Consider the following 16497-nt stretch of genomic DNA (forward strand, 5'->3'; position numbering starts at 1 on the left):
AGAGGGAGGGACCAGGACCATGGTCACGTCATCATCCAATGCCACGGCCACCGTTGGCTCTCCCGGAGACCCCCCCGGCGGCGGCCCCGGCGCGGCGCCGCCCCAACCGGGCCGGTTGGCCGGTCTGGGGCGAGTCCTGTCCGCCAACAAGTCCCTGGTCGGGTTGTTGGTGTTGATGGCTCTGGTCTCTCTCTATAGTCCCAATTTCCTGACCGTGGACAATCTGCTGAATATCCTGCGGCAGACCTCCATCAATGCGATTATCGCCTTTGGCATGACCTTCGTCATCCTGACGGCGGGCATTGATCTGTCGGTGGGGTCGGTTCTGGCCTTTACCGGTGCGGTCTGCGCCAGTCTGGTGGCGGCGAATATGAGCCTTTGGGTGGCCATTCCCGCGACCCTGGTCCTGGGCGCGGCCCTGGGGGCAACCAACGGCGTGATCATCAGCGTGGGCGGTGTCCAGCCCTTCATCGCCACCCTGGTGGGCATGACGGCCTTGCGGGGGGCAACCCTGGTTTTCACCGATGGGCGCCCGATCGGCACCATCGACGGGGCCTCGGCCGATGCCTTCTGGGCCGTCGGCGGAGAGTATGTGTTCGGCCTGCCCGTACCCGTGCTCATCATGATCGGCGTGTTCCTGCTCTGCTGGTTCGTGCTGTCCCATATGCGCTTTGGTCGGCAGGTTTATGCCCTGGGGGGCAATGAACAGGTGGCCCGCCTGGCCGGGATCGCCGTGGGGCGGGCGAAGGTGGCGGTCTATGCCGTCTCGGGGCTGCTGGCCGCCCTTGCCGGGATCGTGATCACCGCGCGCCTGGAAAGTGCTCAACCCACGGCCGGGACGTCCTATGAATTGGATGCCATCGCCGCCGTGGTCCTGGGGGGCACCAGCCTGATGGGCGGGCGCGGAACCCTCTTCGGTACCCTGGTGGGTGCGCTGATCATCGGCGTGCTCAACAACGCGCTCAATCTGATGGATGTTTCTTCCTACTACCAGATGATCGCCAAGGGCGCCGTCATCCTGCTGGCCGTGCTGGTCGATAGCCGCAGCAAGGCCAGTGGGGCTTGAGTAGCCTAGAGTGAAACCAAGCCTTTCAACGAAAGAAGAGTGAGGGAGTACGGAACGTGCGCAAAATTTTGATGGCGGCCGTCGCCGCTGCGGCCTTGATGGGGGGCGTTTCCGCCGCTCAGGCCGCCGATAAATTGGCCCTGGTGGTCTCCACCCTGAACAACCCCTTCTTCGTGACCCTGAAGGATGGGGCCGAAGCCAAGGCCAAGGAGCTGGGTTACGAGCTGTTGGTTCTCGACAGCCAGAACGACCCGGCCAAGGAACTGGCCAATGTGGAAGATGTGATCAACAAGGACATCAAGGTCCTGCTGATCAACCCCACGGATTCCGACGCCGTCCGCACGGCGGCCCGCGCCGCCAACCGGGCCGATATTCCCGTGGTGACCCTGGACCGCGCCGCCAATGGCGCCAAGGTGGTCAGCCATATCGCCTCGGACAACGTGGCCGGTGGCAAGATGGCCGGCGAGTTGATCGTCTCCCTGTTGCCGAATGGCGGCAAGGTGATTGAACTCCAGGGCGTGCCCGGAACGTCTGCGGCCCGGGATCGGGGCGAGGGCTTCCACGCGGCGGTGGACGGCGTGTCCGGGATCGAGGTTGTGGCCAGTCAGCCCGCTGACTTTGACCGGACCAAGGGCTTGAACGTCATGGAGAACCTGCTCCAGAGCAATCCGGATGTGAACGCCGTTTTCGCCCATAACGACGAAATGGCCCTGGGCGCCATCAAGGCCATCGAGGCTGCGGGGAAGACGGTGCTGGTCGTGGGCTTTGATGGAACCGACGATGGAATCGCCGCAGTGCAGGCGGGGTCCATGGTGGCCACCGTTGCCCAACAGGCCGATCGCATCGGCTCCATGGGTGTGGAGACTGCGGACAAGATCGTCAAGGGTGAAACCGTTCCGGAATACACCCCTGTCCCCTTGAAGATGATCCAGAAATAGGCGACCTGATTCGTCGCGACAAAAGGGGTCTCGCCACGTCGGACAGTCCGGTGCGGCGAGGCCAACCCAAGGGGGGACCATGGTCACGATCAAGGATGTCGCCTTCGCTGCGGGGGTGTCAGGGACGACCGTTTCCCACGTGATCAACGGGACCCGATATGTGGCCCCGGAAACGGCAGAGCGGGTCAATGCCGCCATAAGCCGCCTGGGGTTCGCCCCCAATGGCTTGGCCCGCGCCCTGAAGGGCAGCCGAACGAAAGCCATCGGCATGGTGGTCACCAGTTCCACCAATCCTTTCTTTGCCGCGCTGATCCACGGGGTAGAGCGGGCCTGTTTCGCCCGGGGATACAGCCTGATTCTCTGCAATTCCGAGGATAATCTCGACAAGATGCGCGCCTATCGGGAGGTCCTGCGGTCCCGTCGCATTGATGCTCTGGTCCTGCTCACCGCCAACCAGGGGCCGGGGATGGCGGATGACCTCGCCACCGCCGCCACTGCCGTGCCAACCATCGCCCTGGATGCGGCCCCCGGAACTGCTGCCATGACTGTTGCCGACGACAGTGCCCTTGGGGGACGGCTGGCGATGGAGTACCTGGCGGACAAGGGATTCCGCTCAATTGCCCTGATCACCGGTCCCGCAGCCCATGCCCGTTCGGCGCCGCGCCTTGTCGGTGCTCTGGAGGTTCTAGCCGAAAGAAGGCTTTCCCTGGCACCGGAGCACCATGTGGAAGCCGATCTGTCCGTCGTGGGGGGGCATGCGGCCACCCTGAGGCTGCTTTCCCGACCCAGGAGCCAATGGCCCCAGGCCATCTTCTGCTTTAACGACGTCATGGCGATGGGGGCGCTGAGTGCGGCCCAGGGCCTTGGTTTGTCCCTGCCCGGAGACCTTTCGGTCCTGGGCTATGACGACATTGAGCTCGCCGCCTATACCGCGCCGCCTTTGACCACCATCCACCAGCCCGTCCCGGAGATGGGAGAGGGGGCGGTGGCCCTATTGATTGATTATTTGGAAAAGGGACATCCCCTGCCCGAGGCTCTGGTCCTTCCGCCGACTCTGGTGGAACGGGCATCGGTGGGCACGCCCCGGGAACCCTGACATGAGCCTTGTCGGTTTCGGTGTTTGCCGCAGCCTGTGGTGCCCTGGCGGGTGCTCCTAATCGGCCTCCGCTTGAGGGGATGCATCCATTTCCATCGCCCGCAGGATCAGGTCCAGGGCGGCGTTAACGGTAGCGTGGCGCACCTCGTGGCGGTCTCCGGCGAAGACCTGACGGCGAGCCTGGACGGGGCCATCGGCGATGGCGCAGGCCATGTGCACCAGCCCCACCGGTTTGTCCGCGCTTCCACCGTCCGGCCCGGCGATGCCGGTGACAGAAATGGAGATGGTTGCCAGCGAGTTGTTCAGGGCGCCTTCGGCCATGGCTTGGGCAACTTCGGCGCTGACGGCGCCATGGGTGGCCAACATTTCCTCGGGCACGCCCAGCATCTGGGTCTTGGCATCATTCGAATAGGTCACGAATCCGCGATCGACGACGGCGCTCGAGCCGGAGACCGCCGTTAGGGCCGTGGAGATCATACCGCCAGTACAGCTTTCTGCGGTGACCACCAAGTAGCCCTTTTCCTTCAACGCGGAGATGACCTCCTGGGCGTGCTGGGCCAAATCCTTTGGGAAGGGGAGGGGTTTGGACATGAGGGGCTCCTTGGGTATTCAGAAACTACATCAGAAAATGGACGTAAGCAGTCATCATCGCTGTGGAATATACGGCTGCTATCCCGTCGTCCAGCATGATTCCCACTCCTCCGTGGACTCTGCGATCCGCAAGGCAGGCCGGCCAGGGTTTGGTAATGTCACACAGGCGGAAACAGGCCAGCCCGACCAAATAGGCCAGGGGGTCGAGGGGTGCGGGGACCAGGGTTAGCCATTGGCCAGCCACTTCGTCGATGACAATGCGCTTTGGGTCACGTTCCCCCGAACGGCGCACATGGGCCGAGGACGCGAGGGTACCGATCAGGAAGGCCAGGGCCGATGCAATGGCCAGCCCGATCGGGCCAAAGGCCCAGGCCAATCCCCAGGCGAAGGGGAGGGCGGCGATAGAACCGACCGTGCCAGGGGCTACGGGACATTGACCGGAGCCGAACCAGGTTGTGATGGCCAGGATGGGCAAGGGGACCGGGATAGGGGCGCGGTCGCGGCGGTCGCTGCCCGATTCGGTCGAATTGGTGGGTAACGTCATGGTATCCAGGGGTGCAGGAATGGGGGGCTAGTCAGCGGGGCTTGGGCGTTCTCATTTTTTTGTTGTAACACGGTTCACTGAATTTTAAGAGTGAAGCTTGGGTGGGGTGACGTGGGGCATAGTCTTCCCTCTATCCGTTGTCACGGTATCCGGCTCGTTGTCACGGTATTCGGTCTATTCGGCGGCGCTGCCTTTTGATGGCAGCCAGTGTGACAGGGAGTGTGAGTTTGGATCGCCCTTTGGTGCTTTTGATATTTCATGCTATCTTTTAGCGCCCGATTGAGCACCGTTCGCCAATGTCGCCCGTCCCATTCGCTGGTTCGGTGTCCGGTAAACCGGTCCAATTGATTGTTTTGTGGAAACGAGGAGCGTTCATGTCCGAATTTGATCCCCAGGAACTGAGCTTATCCCAATTCCACCGAAAGCTGCGTCGGTATTTTCCCGAGCGCCATTTGATGCTTCGCAGCGATAGCGGCATGCGTCAGGTCACCCTGACCAGCCTTCACCAAATCGTCGTATTGACCGCAGCGGTGATTTTCTTTGGTTGGGTGACCTATTCTACCTCTGCGCTCATTTGGATGGATGACATCATCTCCGCCAAGGACGAGAGGATTGAGGATGCCCGCGAGGCATACAAGTCTCTGTTGGCCGAAGTGAGCGTTTACAAACAGAGGGTCGCGGAAGTCACCAATGCCCTTCAGTCCAATCACAGTCAATTCGCGAAGCTGGTGGACGAGGAAGGTGGATCGGCGACGGTGCCGGACGGGGCAAGCGAGGCTGAGGTCAAGGGGTTGTCGGGGGGGGAGGATGCCGACTTCCTGCAGGAGCAGCGCCGGTATGATCGGGAACAGCAGATCTTGATGACCCAATTGACGACCCTGCAACAAGGGATGGAAGACTTGTCGCAGGCTCGGGTGCTGCTTACTGATTTTGACGGGATTGAGTTGGAGATGCGCAAGGTGGTTCTTCAGCGTGATCTGGCTCTCTCGCAAAATCAGGAGTTGACTGGACGTGTGAAGGGTCTGGAAGACCAGCTCTCGGACATGGAAGAAGCACAGGTCATGCTGGTCGAGCGGTTTGGCGAGATGGCCCAGGATAAGATCGCGGCCTTGGAAACGGATTTGAGCGAGACCGGGCTGGACGTGGATAGTCTGATTAAGCGTAAGAAAAGTGAGAACTCAAGCTTCGGGCAGGGAGGTCCGTTCCTGCCTCTGGAGTTGCCCGATATAGAGAACCCAGCCTTCGATGCGAGCTTGAATGATCTGAATGATCGGCTGGATCGATGGGGTGCACTGCATAATCTGGTGTTGGATCTTCCCCTTGCTGTGCCTTTGAACGTAGCCTATCGCGTGACATCACGCTTTGGTGTGCGTAAGGATCCCGTCAACGGCCGTTTGTCTCGGCATGAGGGCTTGGACCTGGGCGCGCCGATGCTGGCGCCAATCCTTGCCACCGGGCCAGGAAAGGTAGTTTACGCCGGGTGGCGTGGGCGCTATGGTCGCGTAGTCGAGGTCGATCATGGCATGGGTTTGAGCACCCGGTATGCCCATATGCGAACGATCAAGGCCCAACTGGGCCAGCATGTGGAGCGTGGCGAAGTGATTGGAGCCGTCGGCAGTAGTGGCCGCAGCACCGGCTCCCATGTGCATTATGAAGTGCGTGTTAATGGTAAACCCCGGAACCCGGCGGTGTTCATGAAAGCGGGAAAAAATGTTTTCAAAGACTAGCAGCAAACCGGCGAAGTCCACACCTATCTCCGAGCCACAAAAGGCCGATTCGGCCTCTTCTGAGAGAAGTGTCCCTTCGATCATCAGCTCTGACCTCACGGTCACAGGTGATCTCCAGAGTGCGGGTGAAATCCAGATCGATGGTCGGGTCGAAGGGGATATTCGATGTTCCTCTTTGATTATTGGGATTTCTGGGGCCGTTACGGGTGAGATTAGAGCCGAACGGATCCGCATGCATGGATCCGTTAATGGTCAGGTGAATGCCAAGTCAGTATTCCTTGCCAGCACGGCGCGGATGACTGGCGACATCAGCCATGAAAGCTTGGCTATAGAGCCTGGTGCTTATATGGAAGGTCATTGTCGTCGTATCACTGCGCCGACGGATTTGATGCTTACTGATGGAAAAAAAGGTGGGGATATGAAGCGGCAGGACAAGGCGGAGCAGGCTCCGGTCGCGTCCTGAACCGATCACCGACGAAATCTAAAAAAGGCACCCATTTATTTGGGTGCCTTTTTTAGATGGGATCACTCGATAATCCCTGGTGAACGGTCCCCTGGACCTCGAAGGCACTCAGCTTTACGATCCGGCTATGAGCGGATGACTTGAACAAGTGCCGGAACCGATGTCAGGTCCGGTAGTTCATGGATGGGCCCATGGGATAGGTTTTCCCGGACCTTGCCAAATCGGTTGATCCACGCAGTTGCAAAGCCGAAGGAGGCAGCCCCAGCAATATCCCACCCATTGGAGGAAAGGAATAGGATCCGCTCTCTTGGAACGCGCAGGCGATCTTGGGCCAGCTGATAGACGCTCGGATGGGGTTTGTAAACGGCCACTTCCTCCACCGATAGAACGTGGTCCAGCAGGTCGCGAATGTCGGCGTGGCGGGCGGCGGTGTCAAGCATGCGCGGTGTTCCATTGGATAGAATTGCCAGGGGTACCCCCTGGGCCTTCAGCTTGCCCAGGACTTCGGCCACTTCCCCGTAGGCCTCCAGAGTCATATACAAGGTCATGAGGCGCTCTCGCAGGTCTGGTGTGATGCCCATCTCCATCGCCTTGTCAGCGTGGTCCAAGGCCTCTCCCGTTACGGTCCAGAAATCTGCGTGTCGGTCCATCAATCCTCGCAACCAAGTGTATTCCAGCTGCTTTTGGCGCCATAGGGCGGAGAAGTCCTTCCACCGCTCCCCGAGTTCGCCGCTTACCGCACGGGCCGCCGCATTTACGTCGAGCAGGGTGCCGTAAGCATCGAAGACGCAGGCTGCCGGAGCGGGGGAAGGATTCGTCATGGTTCGGTCACCCTTTCACGGCGGCACTGGGAGCGTTGACAGGAAGGGTCTCCCCCAGGCGGACCTGATAGACAAGCATTCCCTCAATAACCCGCTGTACGTAGTTGCGGGTTTCCGGGTAAGGAATCTTCTCGATCCAATCGATGGCATTCTCCAGAGACATGGAGCGGGGATCGCCATTGTCCTTCATCCATCCTATGGGACGTCCGGGGCCGGCGTTATACCCTGCGGCAGACAAAACGATGGATCCGCCGAACTGCTTCATCAGGTCCCCAAAGTAGCGAGAGCCCAAACGCACGTTATAGGCCGGATCCGAGGTCAGTTTGTCCTGGTCGAAGGGAATACCTTCTTGGCCAGACACCTTACGGGCTGTCGCTGGCATCAATTGCATCAACCCCAGAGCGCCCACCCGGGATTTGGCCTTAGGGTTGAAGTTGCTTTCCTGTCGGGCCAGTCCCAGCACTGCGGCCGGGTGGAGGTGTTGGCGGTTGGCGTGGTCGACGACCCGTTCCGTCAGGCCTGGCGGCAGGGGGTATCCCCCTTCGGTCAAGAGCGATCCGTCAAGGGAAGCACGGCGGGCCATGAAAACCCCCACGCCCAGCTGTCCGTTATCCAGAGCGATGGCGGCTATGGATGCACGAGATCCCAGGTCGGTGTATTTACCGTTGAGGGTTAGGATGAAGGACATCAATTCGTCTTCGCGTCCCAATTCAGCCAACTGTCTGGCGATCGTCACCATTGGGTCGGTCTTTAGTATGGCCAGAGCCTTGTCATCGGGGGCGGGATCGTGGCTGGGGATCAATGTTGACAATGACTTACCCAGCTTCTCTGCGGCCAATTGACCGTAGAAGGTTGCTGGGTACAGGGCCGCCTTTTCATACCAAGCCTTGGCCTCTTTGGCTTTTTTCAGAGCTTCCGCAGCCCGTCCGGACCAGTAGGCACCGCGGGACAGGCTGATTGGTGTGGAAACCCCATCATGGAGGCTTGTGAAATGGGGATAGGCCTTGGTCGGATTCTTGAGGAAGCGCAGGGCAATCCACCCGGAAAGCCATTCCCCTTCGGCAAAGGCCAGCCCTTGGTCATGTTCGTGGCTTGACGCCAATTTGTAGGCTTGGGAATAGTGGTGGTGGTCCATGGCATCGCGGATCAGAAGAGCCCGCTCCCGCCACCATTTGTCTTCCCGCCCACGCGCGGTGCCTTTCTCTTTCAGCAGCAAGTTTGCTGCAGCGGCCTCTAGGCCTGCTTTGCGGCGCCACCGGACCCGTTCGTAGACGAGGCCCGGGTCACTCCTCAGGTTCTTAGGAACCGCAGCCACTGCGGCATCGGCATTTCCTTTGCCTGACCCAAGGACTATTCGGGCACTGATCAGACTCGCATGGCCCTTGTCGAGCAATCGAAGCATACGATTTGCCGCGGCATATTGGTCGTCCCAGACCAAGCGGTCAGCCCGTGCCCAGTGGTCATCGGCAGTGAGAAGGATGCGGAAGCGAGCCAATGCATCCGTTTCATCTTTTTGCGAGAAATCTCCATTAATCCAAGCGTCTCGGGCCAGGGCACGCGCCTTGTCCATGGCTCCCTTGTCCATGAAGGCGCGGGCGAGGACCAGTTTCCCCTTACTGGAAACGGGGGGGTGGTGCTCGAAAAAAGTAATGGCCTCGTTGGCCCCCGGCTGTCGGTCTAGAAGGTCATTTTCCAATATTCTCTGGATGGTGTTGGTCAACGGCCAGTCCGGGTGGCGGTCCAGAAAGGCCACGCGTTCCTTGGTGCCCGGATCATCCTTGCCCCCGTTGACCCGCAGATGGCGCCACCAGATGACATCGGCGAGCAGTGGGTCAGAGGCTTTGCGGACCAAACTCCGCGCGCTGCTCCATTGGTCATTGTCCGCCGCTTCGAAGGCAGCCGAATAGGTGGCCAAGTCAATCGCGGACAAATCGCTTTTTGCCCAAGCCGACGGCGTGAGGGAGAGGGTGATGGCGACAAAGGCAGCGGCTATACTGGGCGAGCGCAAGGTAAACATCCCCTTAGGCAGTGGTGGGTCCCGGCTGTTCGGCGACTATCCTTATGACGATGGGGGTACTGGCGTTCCATCGCAAGAGCCTTGTTAGATTGGGGCACTTTCCTGCTATTCGGGGCACGCCGGCCTTGCTCCAAGGCCCGTCTGTGATACAAAGGCCGGTCCGCGTCCCTGCACGCGGCAAGCAAAACCATACTGATCCGGAGAACACCATGTTTCAGGGCTCCATCACGGCTCTCGTGACTCCCTTCCGCGACGGCGCGGTAGACGAGCGCGCCTTTCAGGATTTCGTGACTTGGCAGATTGACCAGGGCACGGAAGGCCTCGTTCCCATGGGGACCACGGGGGAATCCCCCACGCTGTCCCATGACGAACACAAACGGGTGGTGGAGCTATGCATCGAAGCGGCCAAAGGACAGGTTCCGGTAATCGCCGGAGCCGGGTCCAACAGCACGGCAGAGGCCATTGATTTCGCAAAGTTTGCCGCGAAGGCCGGGGCCGAGGCGGTGCTGGTTGTGACCCCCTATTACAATAAGCCCAACCAAGAAGGCCTCTACCAGCATTTCAAGGCCGTAGCCGAGGCCGTCGATGGCCTGCCGGTGATCATCTATAACATCCCAGGTCGTTCTATTATCGATATGAGTGTCGAGACCATGGCGCGGCTTGCTCAGGAGCTGCCAAACATCAAGGGGGTGAAGGACGCCACGGCAGATCTGGTCCGTCCCTTGAAGACGCGGTTGGCCATCGGGCCTGAGTTCTGCCAGCTTTCTGGCGAAGACGCGACAATCACAGCCTTTCTCGCCCAAGGGGGTGTGGGCTGCATTTCGGTAACCTCCAATGTGGCGCCCAAGCTCTGTGCGGAGATGCATGCCGCTTGGAGGGGGGGGGACTTGGAGACCTGTTTTGCCATCCGTGACAGGCTCATGCCCCTGCATGATGCAATGTTTTGTGAACCCAACCCGGGTCCGGCCAAATACGGCGCCAGCCTTCTTGGTAAAATGACCGCAGACATGCGCCTTCCCATGGTGCCCTTGTCCGAGGCCGCCAAGAAGAAGATGGAAGCCGCCATGGCCCACGCGGGGATTCTGTAAGGCGCTCCCATGTCCCGTGGAAATGATCTGATATCCCATGGACGGGTCGCGGAAAATCGCCGTGCCCGCCATGACTACGATATTGAAGAAACCCTGGAAGCGGGGATCATGCTGACTGGAACGGAGGTGAAATCCCTCCGTTCTGGCCGGGCCAATATTGCCGATTCTTATGCTGGTCCCAAAAATGGCGAGCTACACCTGTTCAATGCTTATATTGCCGAATGGCAACAGGCAATGAAGGGGATGGGCCATGAGACGCGCCGGGCCCGTAAGCTTTTGGTCCATAATCGGCAGGCGCGTGAGCTCATCAACGCGATCACCAGGGATGGCATGACCCTGGTGCCCCTCTACTTGTATTTTAATGATAGGGGGATTGCCAAGCTGACCCTGGGGCTGGCAAAGGGTCGCAAGACCCATGACAAACGCCACGCCATTAAGGAACGAGAATGGAATCGCGACAAGGCCCGCTTGTTGCGGGCAAAGGGGTGATCCGGATGGCGCGTCACGCCATATGAAGGGGTGTGATGATCCCCATTGAATAGGAGCCCCCTCCATGCGCCATCGTTTTTCCTTTTGCTTCGCTGCGTTTCTGAGCGCGGTCGGATTTTCTGGTCCGGCCCTGGCCGAGACGGCCCATGATTTCACCTTCGAAAGCATTGATGGATCCCCATTGCCACTGAAGGCTTGGGCCGGGCGCCCTGTGCTCGTGGTCAATACGGCCTCCCGTTGCGGCTTCACCCCCCAATACGAAGGACTGCAAGCCCTGTGGCAGCGCTACCGGGATCAGGGTTTGGTGGTCTTGGGGGTGCCATCCAACGACTTTGGAGGGCAGGAACCGGGAACGGAGAGCGAAATTAAGGATTTCTGCGAGACCACCTTTGATGTGGATTTTCCCCTGGCCGAAAAGACGGTCGTCAAGGGGGAGGGAGCCCATCCCTTTTATGCCTGGGCCCGGGACAGTCGGGGTGACCTGCCCACCCCGGGTTGGAATTTCCATAAATATCTGGTGGCACCGGATGGATCTCTTGCCGGGGCATTCCCGACGACAACGGATCCTCTATCGCCCCAGGTGATTCAGGCGGTTGAAGATACTTTATCGGTGGAAACAAAGCTTTAGAGCTCTTTCTTCATGGATATGCGATCCGTTAGCGAGGCGGATCGATCCGGTCTGCGGTGGAGCCATTGATTCGGAACCAGCCGGGAATGGCCAGCCGTGGCCGGTGGGTGGGGGCTACGGCGTGGGGGATTTCCTCGGATAGGAAAACGGCGACTGTTCCGGCCTTGGGCAGGATCTGGGCGACCTCTCGACCATCCTCCCCCGCGTCCCAAATAATCAATTCGCCGCCGTCTCGTTCGCTCCAATTGGGATTGAGGTATGAGACAATGCTGACCATTCGGTTCCGCGTTCCCTTCAGGGCGTCCAGGTGACGGGCATAGAAGCCCCCTGCTTCATAAAAGGAAAAGTGACTTTCAAATTCAAACAAGCCCAGGAAAAGGCGGCGGTTGAGCGCACCGCGCAACTCTTCCATGATCGACAGATAAGCGGATTCCGCCGGGTCCGCGCCATTTAGCCAATAAATGGACGTCTCCCGAATCGATTGATTGAGGTGATGCTCCTCCTCCCGGCCAATTCCCGCCTGGACGGGACTGCCCATGCTTTCCAGGACGGCGGCCCGGACTCGCAAGGCGGCCGTCAGGTCGGCTGGAAGAAAGTCCTCCAAGACGCACCATCCCGTGGTGTACAGGGCCTCGGCCACGGCATCGGAGCGCGATGGTACAACGGGGGAGGTCGGGGCCAGAGAGGGGAAACCCGTAACCAATTCAGCGGTAGCAGGAAGCAAGGGGTGCATGGCGGGTGTTCCGTCGGATTGGAGCGCCGATCGGGAACAGAAGGCACCTGGGACCAGGGCATCCGATCCGTCAGGGATCGGTGCCGGACGGTAGGCGCATATGGGGTGGCTGCCCGCCCCTTGGCAAGCGGAATGCTGGGGGTGTGCGAAAAAACAAAGACAGAATCAGACTATTTGCTGGCGTATGTGTTCCGGGGGAAGACCCGTATAACGATGCGGCGGTTGAGTTCCTGATTCAAGGGGATTGGTTGTCCCTCCGGTGTGCGGTTCGGAACTTTTGGCGCCACATCGGCGTAGGCCACGGCCAGGAGACGTTCCTTGTCGACCCCATCCTGTAGCATCAGTCGCAAGACCCGTGTGGCCCGCGCAGCGCTCAATTCCCAGTTCGAGGGAAATTCCGGAGTGCTGATGGGGGTGTCGTCGGTATGGCCCTGGACTTCAATCTGGAAGTTCTGATAGCGCGGTTCGTTCAGGGTTGCAATGATCTGCTCAAGAACCGGAATAGCTTCGGGCAGAATAGTTGCGGAGCCGGGCTTGTAGAAGGCGCTGGAGGCGAATTCGATGACCAGACCGTCCTGATCCTGGCCGAGGCCGACCACGTCCTCAACCTGGAGAGTTTTTATCACTTCACTGGCTTCTTTGCGCAGGTCTTCAATGGGTTTGGCAATCTGCCGACTGCCCATTCCCTCTTGAATGCCGGCCTTCACCTTTTCGTATAAGACCACGTCTACCTTCGACATGGATGCCAGAAGGATGAAAAAGGCGAGCAAAAGAGTCGTCATATCGGCGAAGGTGAGCATCCAGGTGTCGGTGTCATCTTCTTCTGGCGTGTTGTTCTTTTTGTTACCCAACATAATGCGATTACTCCCCGCTGCGTCCCCGCATCTTGTCAATGCTGAAGTGAATGGACGGGTCCAAGTAGCTGTTCATGCGGTCTTGGATATAGCGAGGGCTTTTCCGTTCGGCGAGAAGAGCCAAACCTTCCGCGACCAAGTAATTTCTATACCGAATAATCTCTTCCCTCTGTTTGATTTTCGAAGCTGCGGGAAGGAAGATCAATCGTGCGGCCAGCACGCCATAAAGGGTGGTCACCAGGGCCACGGCCAAGCCGGGGCCAAGCTGGCTGGGATCCGACCCCATGTTGTCGAGCATGATGATCAAACCGACAAGGGTACCGATCATACCAAAGGCTGGGGCCGTTGCGCCCATATTCTTTAGAATATCCGCTTGAACGACCTGACGCTGGAAGGTTGTCTCCACCGTATTGGCCAGAATTTCCCGGACCTCCTGACCTGTGTAACCACTGACGACAAGATCAATCCCATATCCCAGGAATCGGTCCTGCTTGCGGACCTTTTGGGCGTCACTTTCCAAGCCCGGTAGACCGTTTTTCTGAATGATATAGCCCCAGCGGATGATGCGCCCCACCTCGTGGGTCAGAATGGCCCGGGAGATCTCGCTGTTGAACAGAATCGAACTCATCACCTTCAAGGCATTGAAGACGTACCTGGGCTCGAAGGAAATGAACGTCGCCGCAAATGTACCACCGAGCACCATGATAAAACTCGGCCAATTCACGAAAAGGGCGTAGTTGTCCGTACTGAGAAGAATCGAGATGACGAAGAGGCCAAAGCCAGAAAGAACGCCAAGTATCGTCGCTAGGGACATGCTGGTCCGCCAAATCCATGTTATCTTGATCCGAAGGCCTACCCCTCGGACGCAAGGGGCGCATCTCAGACCCCTGTCGGGCTTCCGGTGGTCCCCTTCAAGGCTGTGAGTTTATACACAAATTCTTATTGGGCAAGGGAAGGGGGTGAAATCCTTGGCGTTCTTGTCCATCTTCCAAAGGCGACTGAGACGTGTGGTGGATCAAAGAGGGGGTGGTTTGTTGTCGGGCAGCGTGAAGAAATCGGCTGAGCATAAGGACGATGGAAAAAGGCCAACCTCTCATGAAGGGGGGAGGGGGCGACCTTGGCGGGGGCGATTACGCAAAGTCATGACATCGCCCCGCCTATGGGCTTTCATCCTGCTGTGTGGCGCTGTGGCCCTGCGTTTGATAGATCCGGCGCCGGTGGAGTTCATGCGCTCCAAGACCTTCGATTTCTACCAGCGAATCCACCCGCGGACTGTCGATCAACGGCTGGTCACCATCGTTGATTTGGATGATCGATCAATGGAGGAACTGGGACAATGGCCTTGGCCTCGAACGATTCTTGCTGATCTGGTGAACAAGATTTCTGCCATGCATCCCGCCGTTATCGGTTTCGATATTGTCTTTCCGGAACCGGACCGAACTTCACCCGAACGGTTGCTCGAAAGTGTCATCGGCAAGGATCCGGCGATTCGCGAGCGGTTGGAAGCCCTTCCGGACAATGACCAGATCTTTGCTCAAGCAATTGAGGGGGCTCGGGTGGTAACGGGGATGGCGCCGTCGGTGAACACCAGCCAGAGTCAGACCGTTGACAGGCCGTCGAGTTCCATCGCCATTCTGGGGCATAACGTCCTGGATTATCTGACCGACTATCCCCGCATGCTGTTCAATCTCCCTGAATTCGACAAGGCCGCAAAGGGCCATGGGGTCTTCATCGTCGAAGGGGAGCTGGATGGCATTGTGCGTCGCGTTCCAATGGCCATTCAGGCGTTGGATGCCCAGCAGGTATACCCGACCTTGTCCATAGAAATGGTCCGGGTGGCCATGAATGCTTCCACAATGTTGCTTCGGGGGAAACGGGATGGAACATTGCAGGGGGTGGAGGACATGGTTCTGAAGACGCGTCTGCCCAATGGGAAAGTTTTTCAACTGACCGTCCCCCTGGATCAGGCCGGGCGATTCCATGTCTTTTTTTCCAAGCGGGACGAAAAAAAGTACGTCAGTGCGGTTGACGTTCTTCGTGGTACGGCTTCGCCGGATATGTTCACCAATAAGTTTGTGATTCTCGGAACGTCTGCGGTGGGCATGCTCGATATCAAAGCCACGCCAACGGAAAATTTCCTTCCCGGAGTGGAAGTTCATGCCAATATTATCGAGAACATGCTGACCGGCCAAATGCTCAAGCGGTCTAGAAATGCCTTGGACCTGGAAGCCTGGGGGACTCTTGCTGTTGGATTACTGCTGATCGTTCTGGTCCCCATGATCGGTGCCCGTTGGACCCTCCTGCTGCTGCTTGTCCTGCTGGTAACAACGGGGGTTGGGTCCTTTACACTTTACAGGGAAAACTTGCAGCTTTACGATCCGGTTTTTCCTGGTTTGGTGGCGCTGTTGCTTTATATGTTCCTTACGTATATGGGGTACACCCGAGAGGAAGCCCAGCGGCGTCAAGTGCGGAACGCCTTTTCCCACTACATGTCCCCGGCTTTAGTCGAACGTCTGGCCGACGACCCTTCGCGCCTGCGGTTGGGCGGGGAAATGCGCGAAATGACGCTGATGTTCTGCGATGTCCGTGGTTTCACCACCATTTCCGAGTTGTTCGACGCAGAGGGCTTAACCCGCCTGATCAACCGCTTCCTCACCCCCATGACCGATGTGATCCTGGACCGTCGCGGGACCATCGATAAATACATGGGGGACTGCATCATGGCGTTCTGGAATGCCCCCTTGGACGATGGGGAGCATGCCCGCAATGCATGCCTGTCGGCCTTGGAAATGAAAGCGCGTCTGGCCGTGTTGAACCAGATCCTGGAAAAGGAAGCCCAGGAGGAGGGGCGTCGCCACATACCGTTGAATATCGGTATTGGCGTGAACACGGGCATTGCCTGCGTTGGTAATATGGGCTCGGATCAACGCTTCGATTATTCGGTCTTGGGAGATAACGTCAATCTCGCCTCCCGCTTGGAAGGGCAATCCAAAACCTATGGTGTGACCTCTGTCCTGGGGGAAAATACGGCCCGACTGGTTCCGGACATGGCGGTTCTGGAGCTTGATCTGATTCGCGTGAAGGGTAAGACCGTGCCCGTGCGTATTTTTGGCCTTTTGGGAGACGAGACCCTGGTCGCCATGGAGGATTTCCAGACCCTTCGACATACCCATGCCGCCATGCTAGAGGCGTATCGGGGGATGCGTTGGGCCGAGGCGCAGAGTTTGATCGAAGCCTGTCGTCTTATCTTGCCTGAGTTGAGCCTTCAGGGGCTTTATGACCTATACGACGGAAGAGTTGCGGCTTACCTGGAAGCTGCTCCGCCCGACGATTGGGACGGCGTTTATGTAGCCCTGACCAAATAACACAGGGGGAATGCAGGCTTTTTCGGCTCGGAAGGTGGCTTTCCATTTGCGCTGGATAATAGATCACGGGATATTGT

The 16497-nt window shown here is 58.7% G+C and carries 16 protein-coding genes; 9 read left to right on the top strand and 7 right to left on the bottom strand.

The genetic code is table 11. The annotated features are described in order from the left end of the window. Positions 1–19: 19 nt before the first annotated feature. The 3 genes from rbsC (at position 20) to ACLIRY_RS01555 (ending at position 3100) form a co-directional block, all read left to right on the top strand. Entirely contained in the window at positions 20–1066 is a 1047-nt protein-coding gene (gene rbsC / locus ACLIRY_RS01545) for a ribose ABC transporter permease (RefSeq protein WP_413203580.1), read from the top strand. Positions 1067–1122: 56 nt separating this feature from the next. Next, positions 1123–2004, top strand: a complete 882-nt coding sequence (gene rbsB / locus ACLIRY_RS01550) for a ribose ABC transporter substrate-binding protein RbsB (RefSeq protein WP_413203581.1) — start codon at positions 1123–1125, stop codon at positions 2002–2004. Between the two features lie 79 nt (positions 2005–2083). Next, positions 2084–3100, top strand: coding sequence for a LacI family DNA-binding transcriptional regulator (locus tag ACLIRY_RS01555; RefSeq protein WP_413203582.1), 1017 nt, complete (start codon positions 2084–2086; stop codon positions 3098–3100). 57 nt (positions 3101–3157) lie between these two features. Here the strand turns inward: ACLIRY_RS01555 and ACLIRY_RS01560 are convergent, their stop codons facing one another. Together ACLIRY_RS01560 and ACLIRY_RS01565 are read right to left on the bottom strand one after the other, a co-directional pair. Then, positions 3158–3691 carry a CinA family protein gene (locus tag ACLIRY_RS01560; protein ID WP_413203583.1) on the bottom strand — a complete coding sequence of 178 codons (534 nt, stop codon included), beginning with the start codon at positions 3689–3691 and terminating at the stop codon, positions 3158–3160. A 25-nt stretch (positions 3692–3716) separates the two neighbouring features. Next, a complete protein-coding gene (locus ACLIRY_RS01565) occupies positions 3717–4235 on the bottom strand; it encodes a phosphatidylglycerophosphatase A (protein WP_413203584.1) in 519 nt (172 codons plus the stop codon). A 374-nt stretch (positions 4236–4609) separates the two neighbouring features. Between ACLIRY_RS01565 and ACLIRY_RS01570 the strand changes: the two genes are divergently transcribed. Together ACLIRY_RS01570 and ACLIRY_RS01575 are read left to right on the top strand one after the other, a co-directional pair. Then, positions 4610–5962 (top strand): peptidoglycan DD-metalloendopeptidase family protein, encoded by a 1353-nt coding sequence (locus ACLIRY_RS01570; RefSeq protein WP_413203585.1) that lies wholly within the window; start codon positions 4610–4612, stop codon positions 5960–5962. Next, on the top strand, positions 5946–6425 hold the full coding sequence (locus tag ACLIRY_RS01575) for a bactofilin family protein (protein ID WP_413203586.1): 480 nt from the start codon (positions 5946–5948) through the stop codon (positions 6423–6425). The genes ACLIRY_RS01570 and ACLIRY_RS01575 overlap by 17 nt, the downstream gene beginning before the upstream one ends. Before the next feature lie 125 nt (positions 6426–6550). Here the strand turns inward: ACLIRY_RS01575 and ACLIRY_RS01580 are convergent, their stop codons facing one another. Together ACLIRY_RS01580 and ACLIRY_RS01585 are read right to left on the bottom strand one after the other, a co-directional pair. Further along, a complete protein-coding gene (locus ACLIRY_RS01580; protein WP_413203587.1) occupies positions 6551–7246 on the bottom strand; it encodes a haloacid dehalogenase type II in 696 nt (231 codons plus the stop codon). 7 nt (positions 7247–7253) lie between these two features. After that, complete coding sequence (locus ACLIRY_RS01585; RefSeq protein WP_413203588.1) at positions 7254–9263, bottom strand: lytic transglycosylase domain-containing protein; 2010 nt, start codon at positions 9261–9263, stop codon at positions 7254–7256. A gap of 209 nt (positions 9264–9472) precedes the next feature. On the opposite strand from ACLIRY_RS01585, the gene dapA reads away from it, so the two are divergent. The 3 genes from dapA (at position 9473) to ACLIRY_RS01600 (ending at position 11468) form a co-directional block, all read left to right on the top strand. After that, complete coding sequence (gene dapA, locus ACLIRY_RS01590) at positions 9473–10351, top strand: 4-hydroxy-tetrahydrodipicolinate synthase (RefSeq protein WP_413203589.1); 879 nt, start codon at positions 9473–9475, stop codon at positions 10349–10351. A gap of 9 nt (positions 10352–10360) precedes the next feature. Further along, positions 10361–10840 carry an SsrA-binding protein SmpB gene (gene smpB / locus ACLIRY_RS01595; RefSeq protein ID WP_413203590.1) on the top strand — a complete coding sequence of 160 codons (480 nt, stop codon included), beginning with the start codon at positions 10361–10363 and terminating at the stop codon, positions 10838–10840. Between the two features lie 64 nt (positions 10841–10904). Next, the gene (locus ACLIRY_RS01600; protein WP_413203591.1) at positions 10905–11468 is read left to right on the top strand and encodes a glutathione peroxidase; all 564 of its coding nucleotides are present in this window, start codon (positions 10905–10907) and stop codon (positions 11466–11468) included. Between the two features lie 28 nt (positions 11469–11496). Here ACLIRY_RS01600 and ACLIRY_RS01605 read toward each other — a convergent pair whose 3' ends face one another. The 3 genes from ACLIRY_RS01605 to ACLIRY_RS01615 form a co-directional block, all read right to left on the bottom strand. Beyond that, on the bottom strand, positions 11497–12201 hold the full coding sequence (locus tag ACLIRY_RS01605; protein ID WP_413203592.1) for a 2OG-Fe(II) oxygenase: 705 nt from the start codon (positions 12199–12201) through the stop codon (positions 11497–11499). A gap of 170 nt (positions 12202–12371) precedes the next feature. Then, positions 12372–13055, bottom strand: coding sequence for a flagellar motor protein MotB (locus ACLIRY_RS01610; protein ID WP_413203593.1), 684 nt, complete (start codon positions 13053–13055; stop codon positions 12372–12374). A 7-nt stretch (positions 13056–13062) separates the two neighbouring features. Next, complete coding sequence (locus tag ACLIRY_RS01615; RefSeq protein ID WP_413203594.1) at positions 13063–13869, bottom strand: motility protein A; 807 nt, start codon at positions 13867–13869, stop codon at positions 13063–13065. 328 nt (positions 13870–14197) lie between these two features. Here ACLIRY_RS01615 and ACLIRY_RS01620 point away from each other — a divergent pair, with 328 nt between their 5' ends. Continuing rightward, a complete protein-coding gene (locus ACLIRY_RS01620; protein WP_413203595.1) occupies positions 14198–16420 on the top strand; it encodes a CHASE2 domain-containing protein in 2223 nt (740 codons plus the stop codon). Positions 16421–16497: the final 77 nt, after the last annotated feature.

The sequence above is a fragment of the Rhodospirillum sp. A1_3_36 genome, from assembly GCF_047263945.1.
In the GTDB taxonomy this organism is placed as follows: domain Bacteria; phylum Pseudomonadota; class Alphaproteobacteria; order Rhodospirillales; family Rhodospirillaceae; genus Rhodospirillum.

What these genes read in the sequence shown, in the direction of transcription:
- rbsC (WP_413203580.1), top strand. Translation starts at nt 20, where the DNA reads ATGGTCACGTCATCATCCAATGCCACGGCCACCGTTGGCTCTCCCGGA.
- ACLIRY_RS01555 (WP_413203582.1), top strand. Translation starts at nt 2,084, where the DNA reads ATGGTCACGATCAAGGATGTCGCCTTCGCTGCGGGGGTGTCAGGGACG.
- ACLIRY_RS01560 (WP_413203583.1), bottom strand. Translation starts at nt 3,691, where the DNA reads ATGTCCAAACCCCTCCCCTTCCCAAAGGATTTGGCCCAGCACGCCCAG.
- ACLIRY_RS01565 (WP_413203584.1), bottom strand. Translation starts at nt 4,235, where the DNA reads ATGACGTTACCCACCAATTCGACCGAATCGGGCAGCGACCGCCGCGAC.
- ACLIRY_RS01570 (WP_413203585.1), top strand. Translation starts at nt 4,610, where the DNA reads ATGTCCGAATTTGATCCCCAGGAACTGAGCTTATCCCAATTCCACCGA.
- ACLIRY_RS01575 (WP_413203586.1), top strand. Translation starts at nt 5,946, where the DNA reads ATGTTTTCAAAGACTAGCAGCAAACCGGCGAAGTCCACACCTATCTCC.
- ACLIRY_RS01580 (WP_413203587.1), bottom strand. Translation starts at nt 7,246, where the DNA reads ATGACGAATCCTTCCCCCGCTCCGGCAGCCTGCGTCTTCGATGCTTAC.
- ACLIRY_RS01585 (WP_413203588.1), bottom strand. Translation starts at nt 9,263, where the DNA reads ATGTTTACCTTGCGCTCGCCCAGTATAGCCGCTGCCTTTGTCGCCATC.
- dapA (WP_413203589.1), top strand. Translation starts at nt 9,473, where the DNA reads ATGTTTCAGGGCTCCATCACGGCTCTCGTGACTCCCTTCCGCGACGGC.
- smpB (WP_413203590.1), top strand. Translation starts at nt 10,361, where the DNA reads ATGTCCCGTGGAAATGATCTGATATCCCATGGACGGGTCGCGGAAAAT.
- ACLIRY_RS01600 (WP_413203591.1), top strand. Translation starts at nt 10,905, where the DNA reads ATGCGCCATCGTTTTTCCTTTTGCTTCGCTGCGTTTCTGAGCGCGGTC.
- ACLIRY_RS01605 (WP_413203592.1), bottom strand. Translation starts at nt 12,201, where the DNA reads ATGCACCCCTTGCTTCCTGCTACCGCTGAATTGGTTACGGGTTTCCCC.
- ACLIRY_RS01610 (WP_413203593.1), bottom strand. Translation starts at nt 13,055, where the DNA reads ATGTTGGGTAACAAAAAGAACAACACGCCAGAAGAAGATGACACCGAC.
- ACLIRY_RS01615 (WP_413203594.1), bottom strand. Translation starts at nt 13,869, where the DNA reads ATGTCCCTAGCGACGATACTTGGCGTTCTTTCTGGCTTTGGCCTCTTC.
- ACLIRY_RS01620 (WP_413203595.1), top strand. Translation starts at nt 14,198, where the DNA reads ATGACATCGCCCCGCCTATGGGCTTTCATCCTGCTGTGTGGCGCTGTG.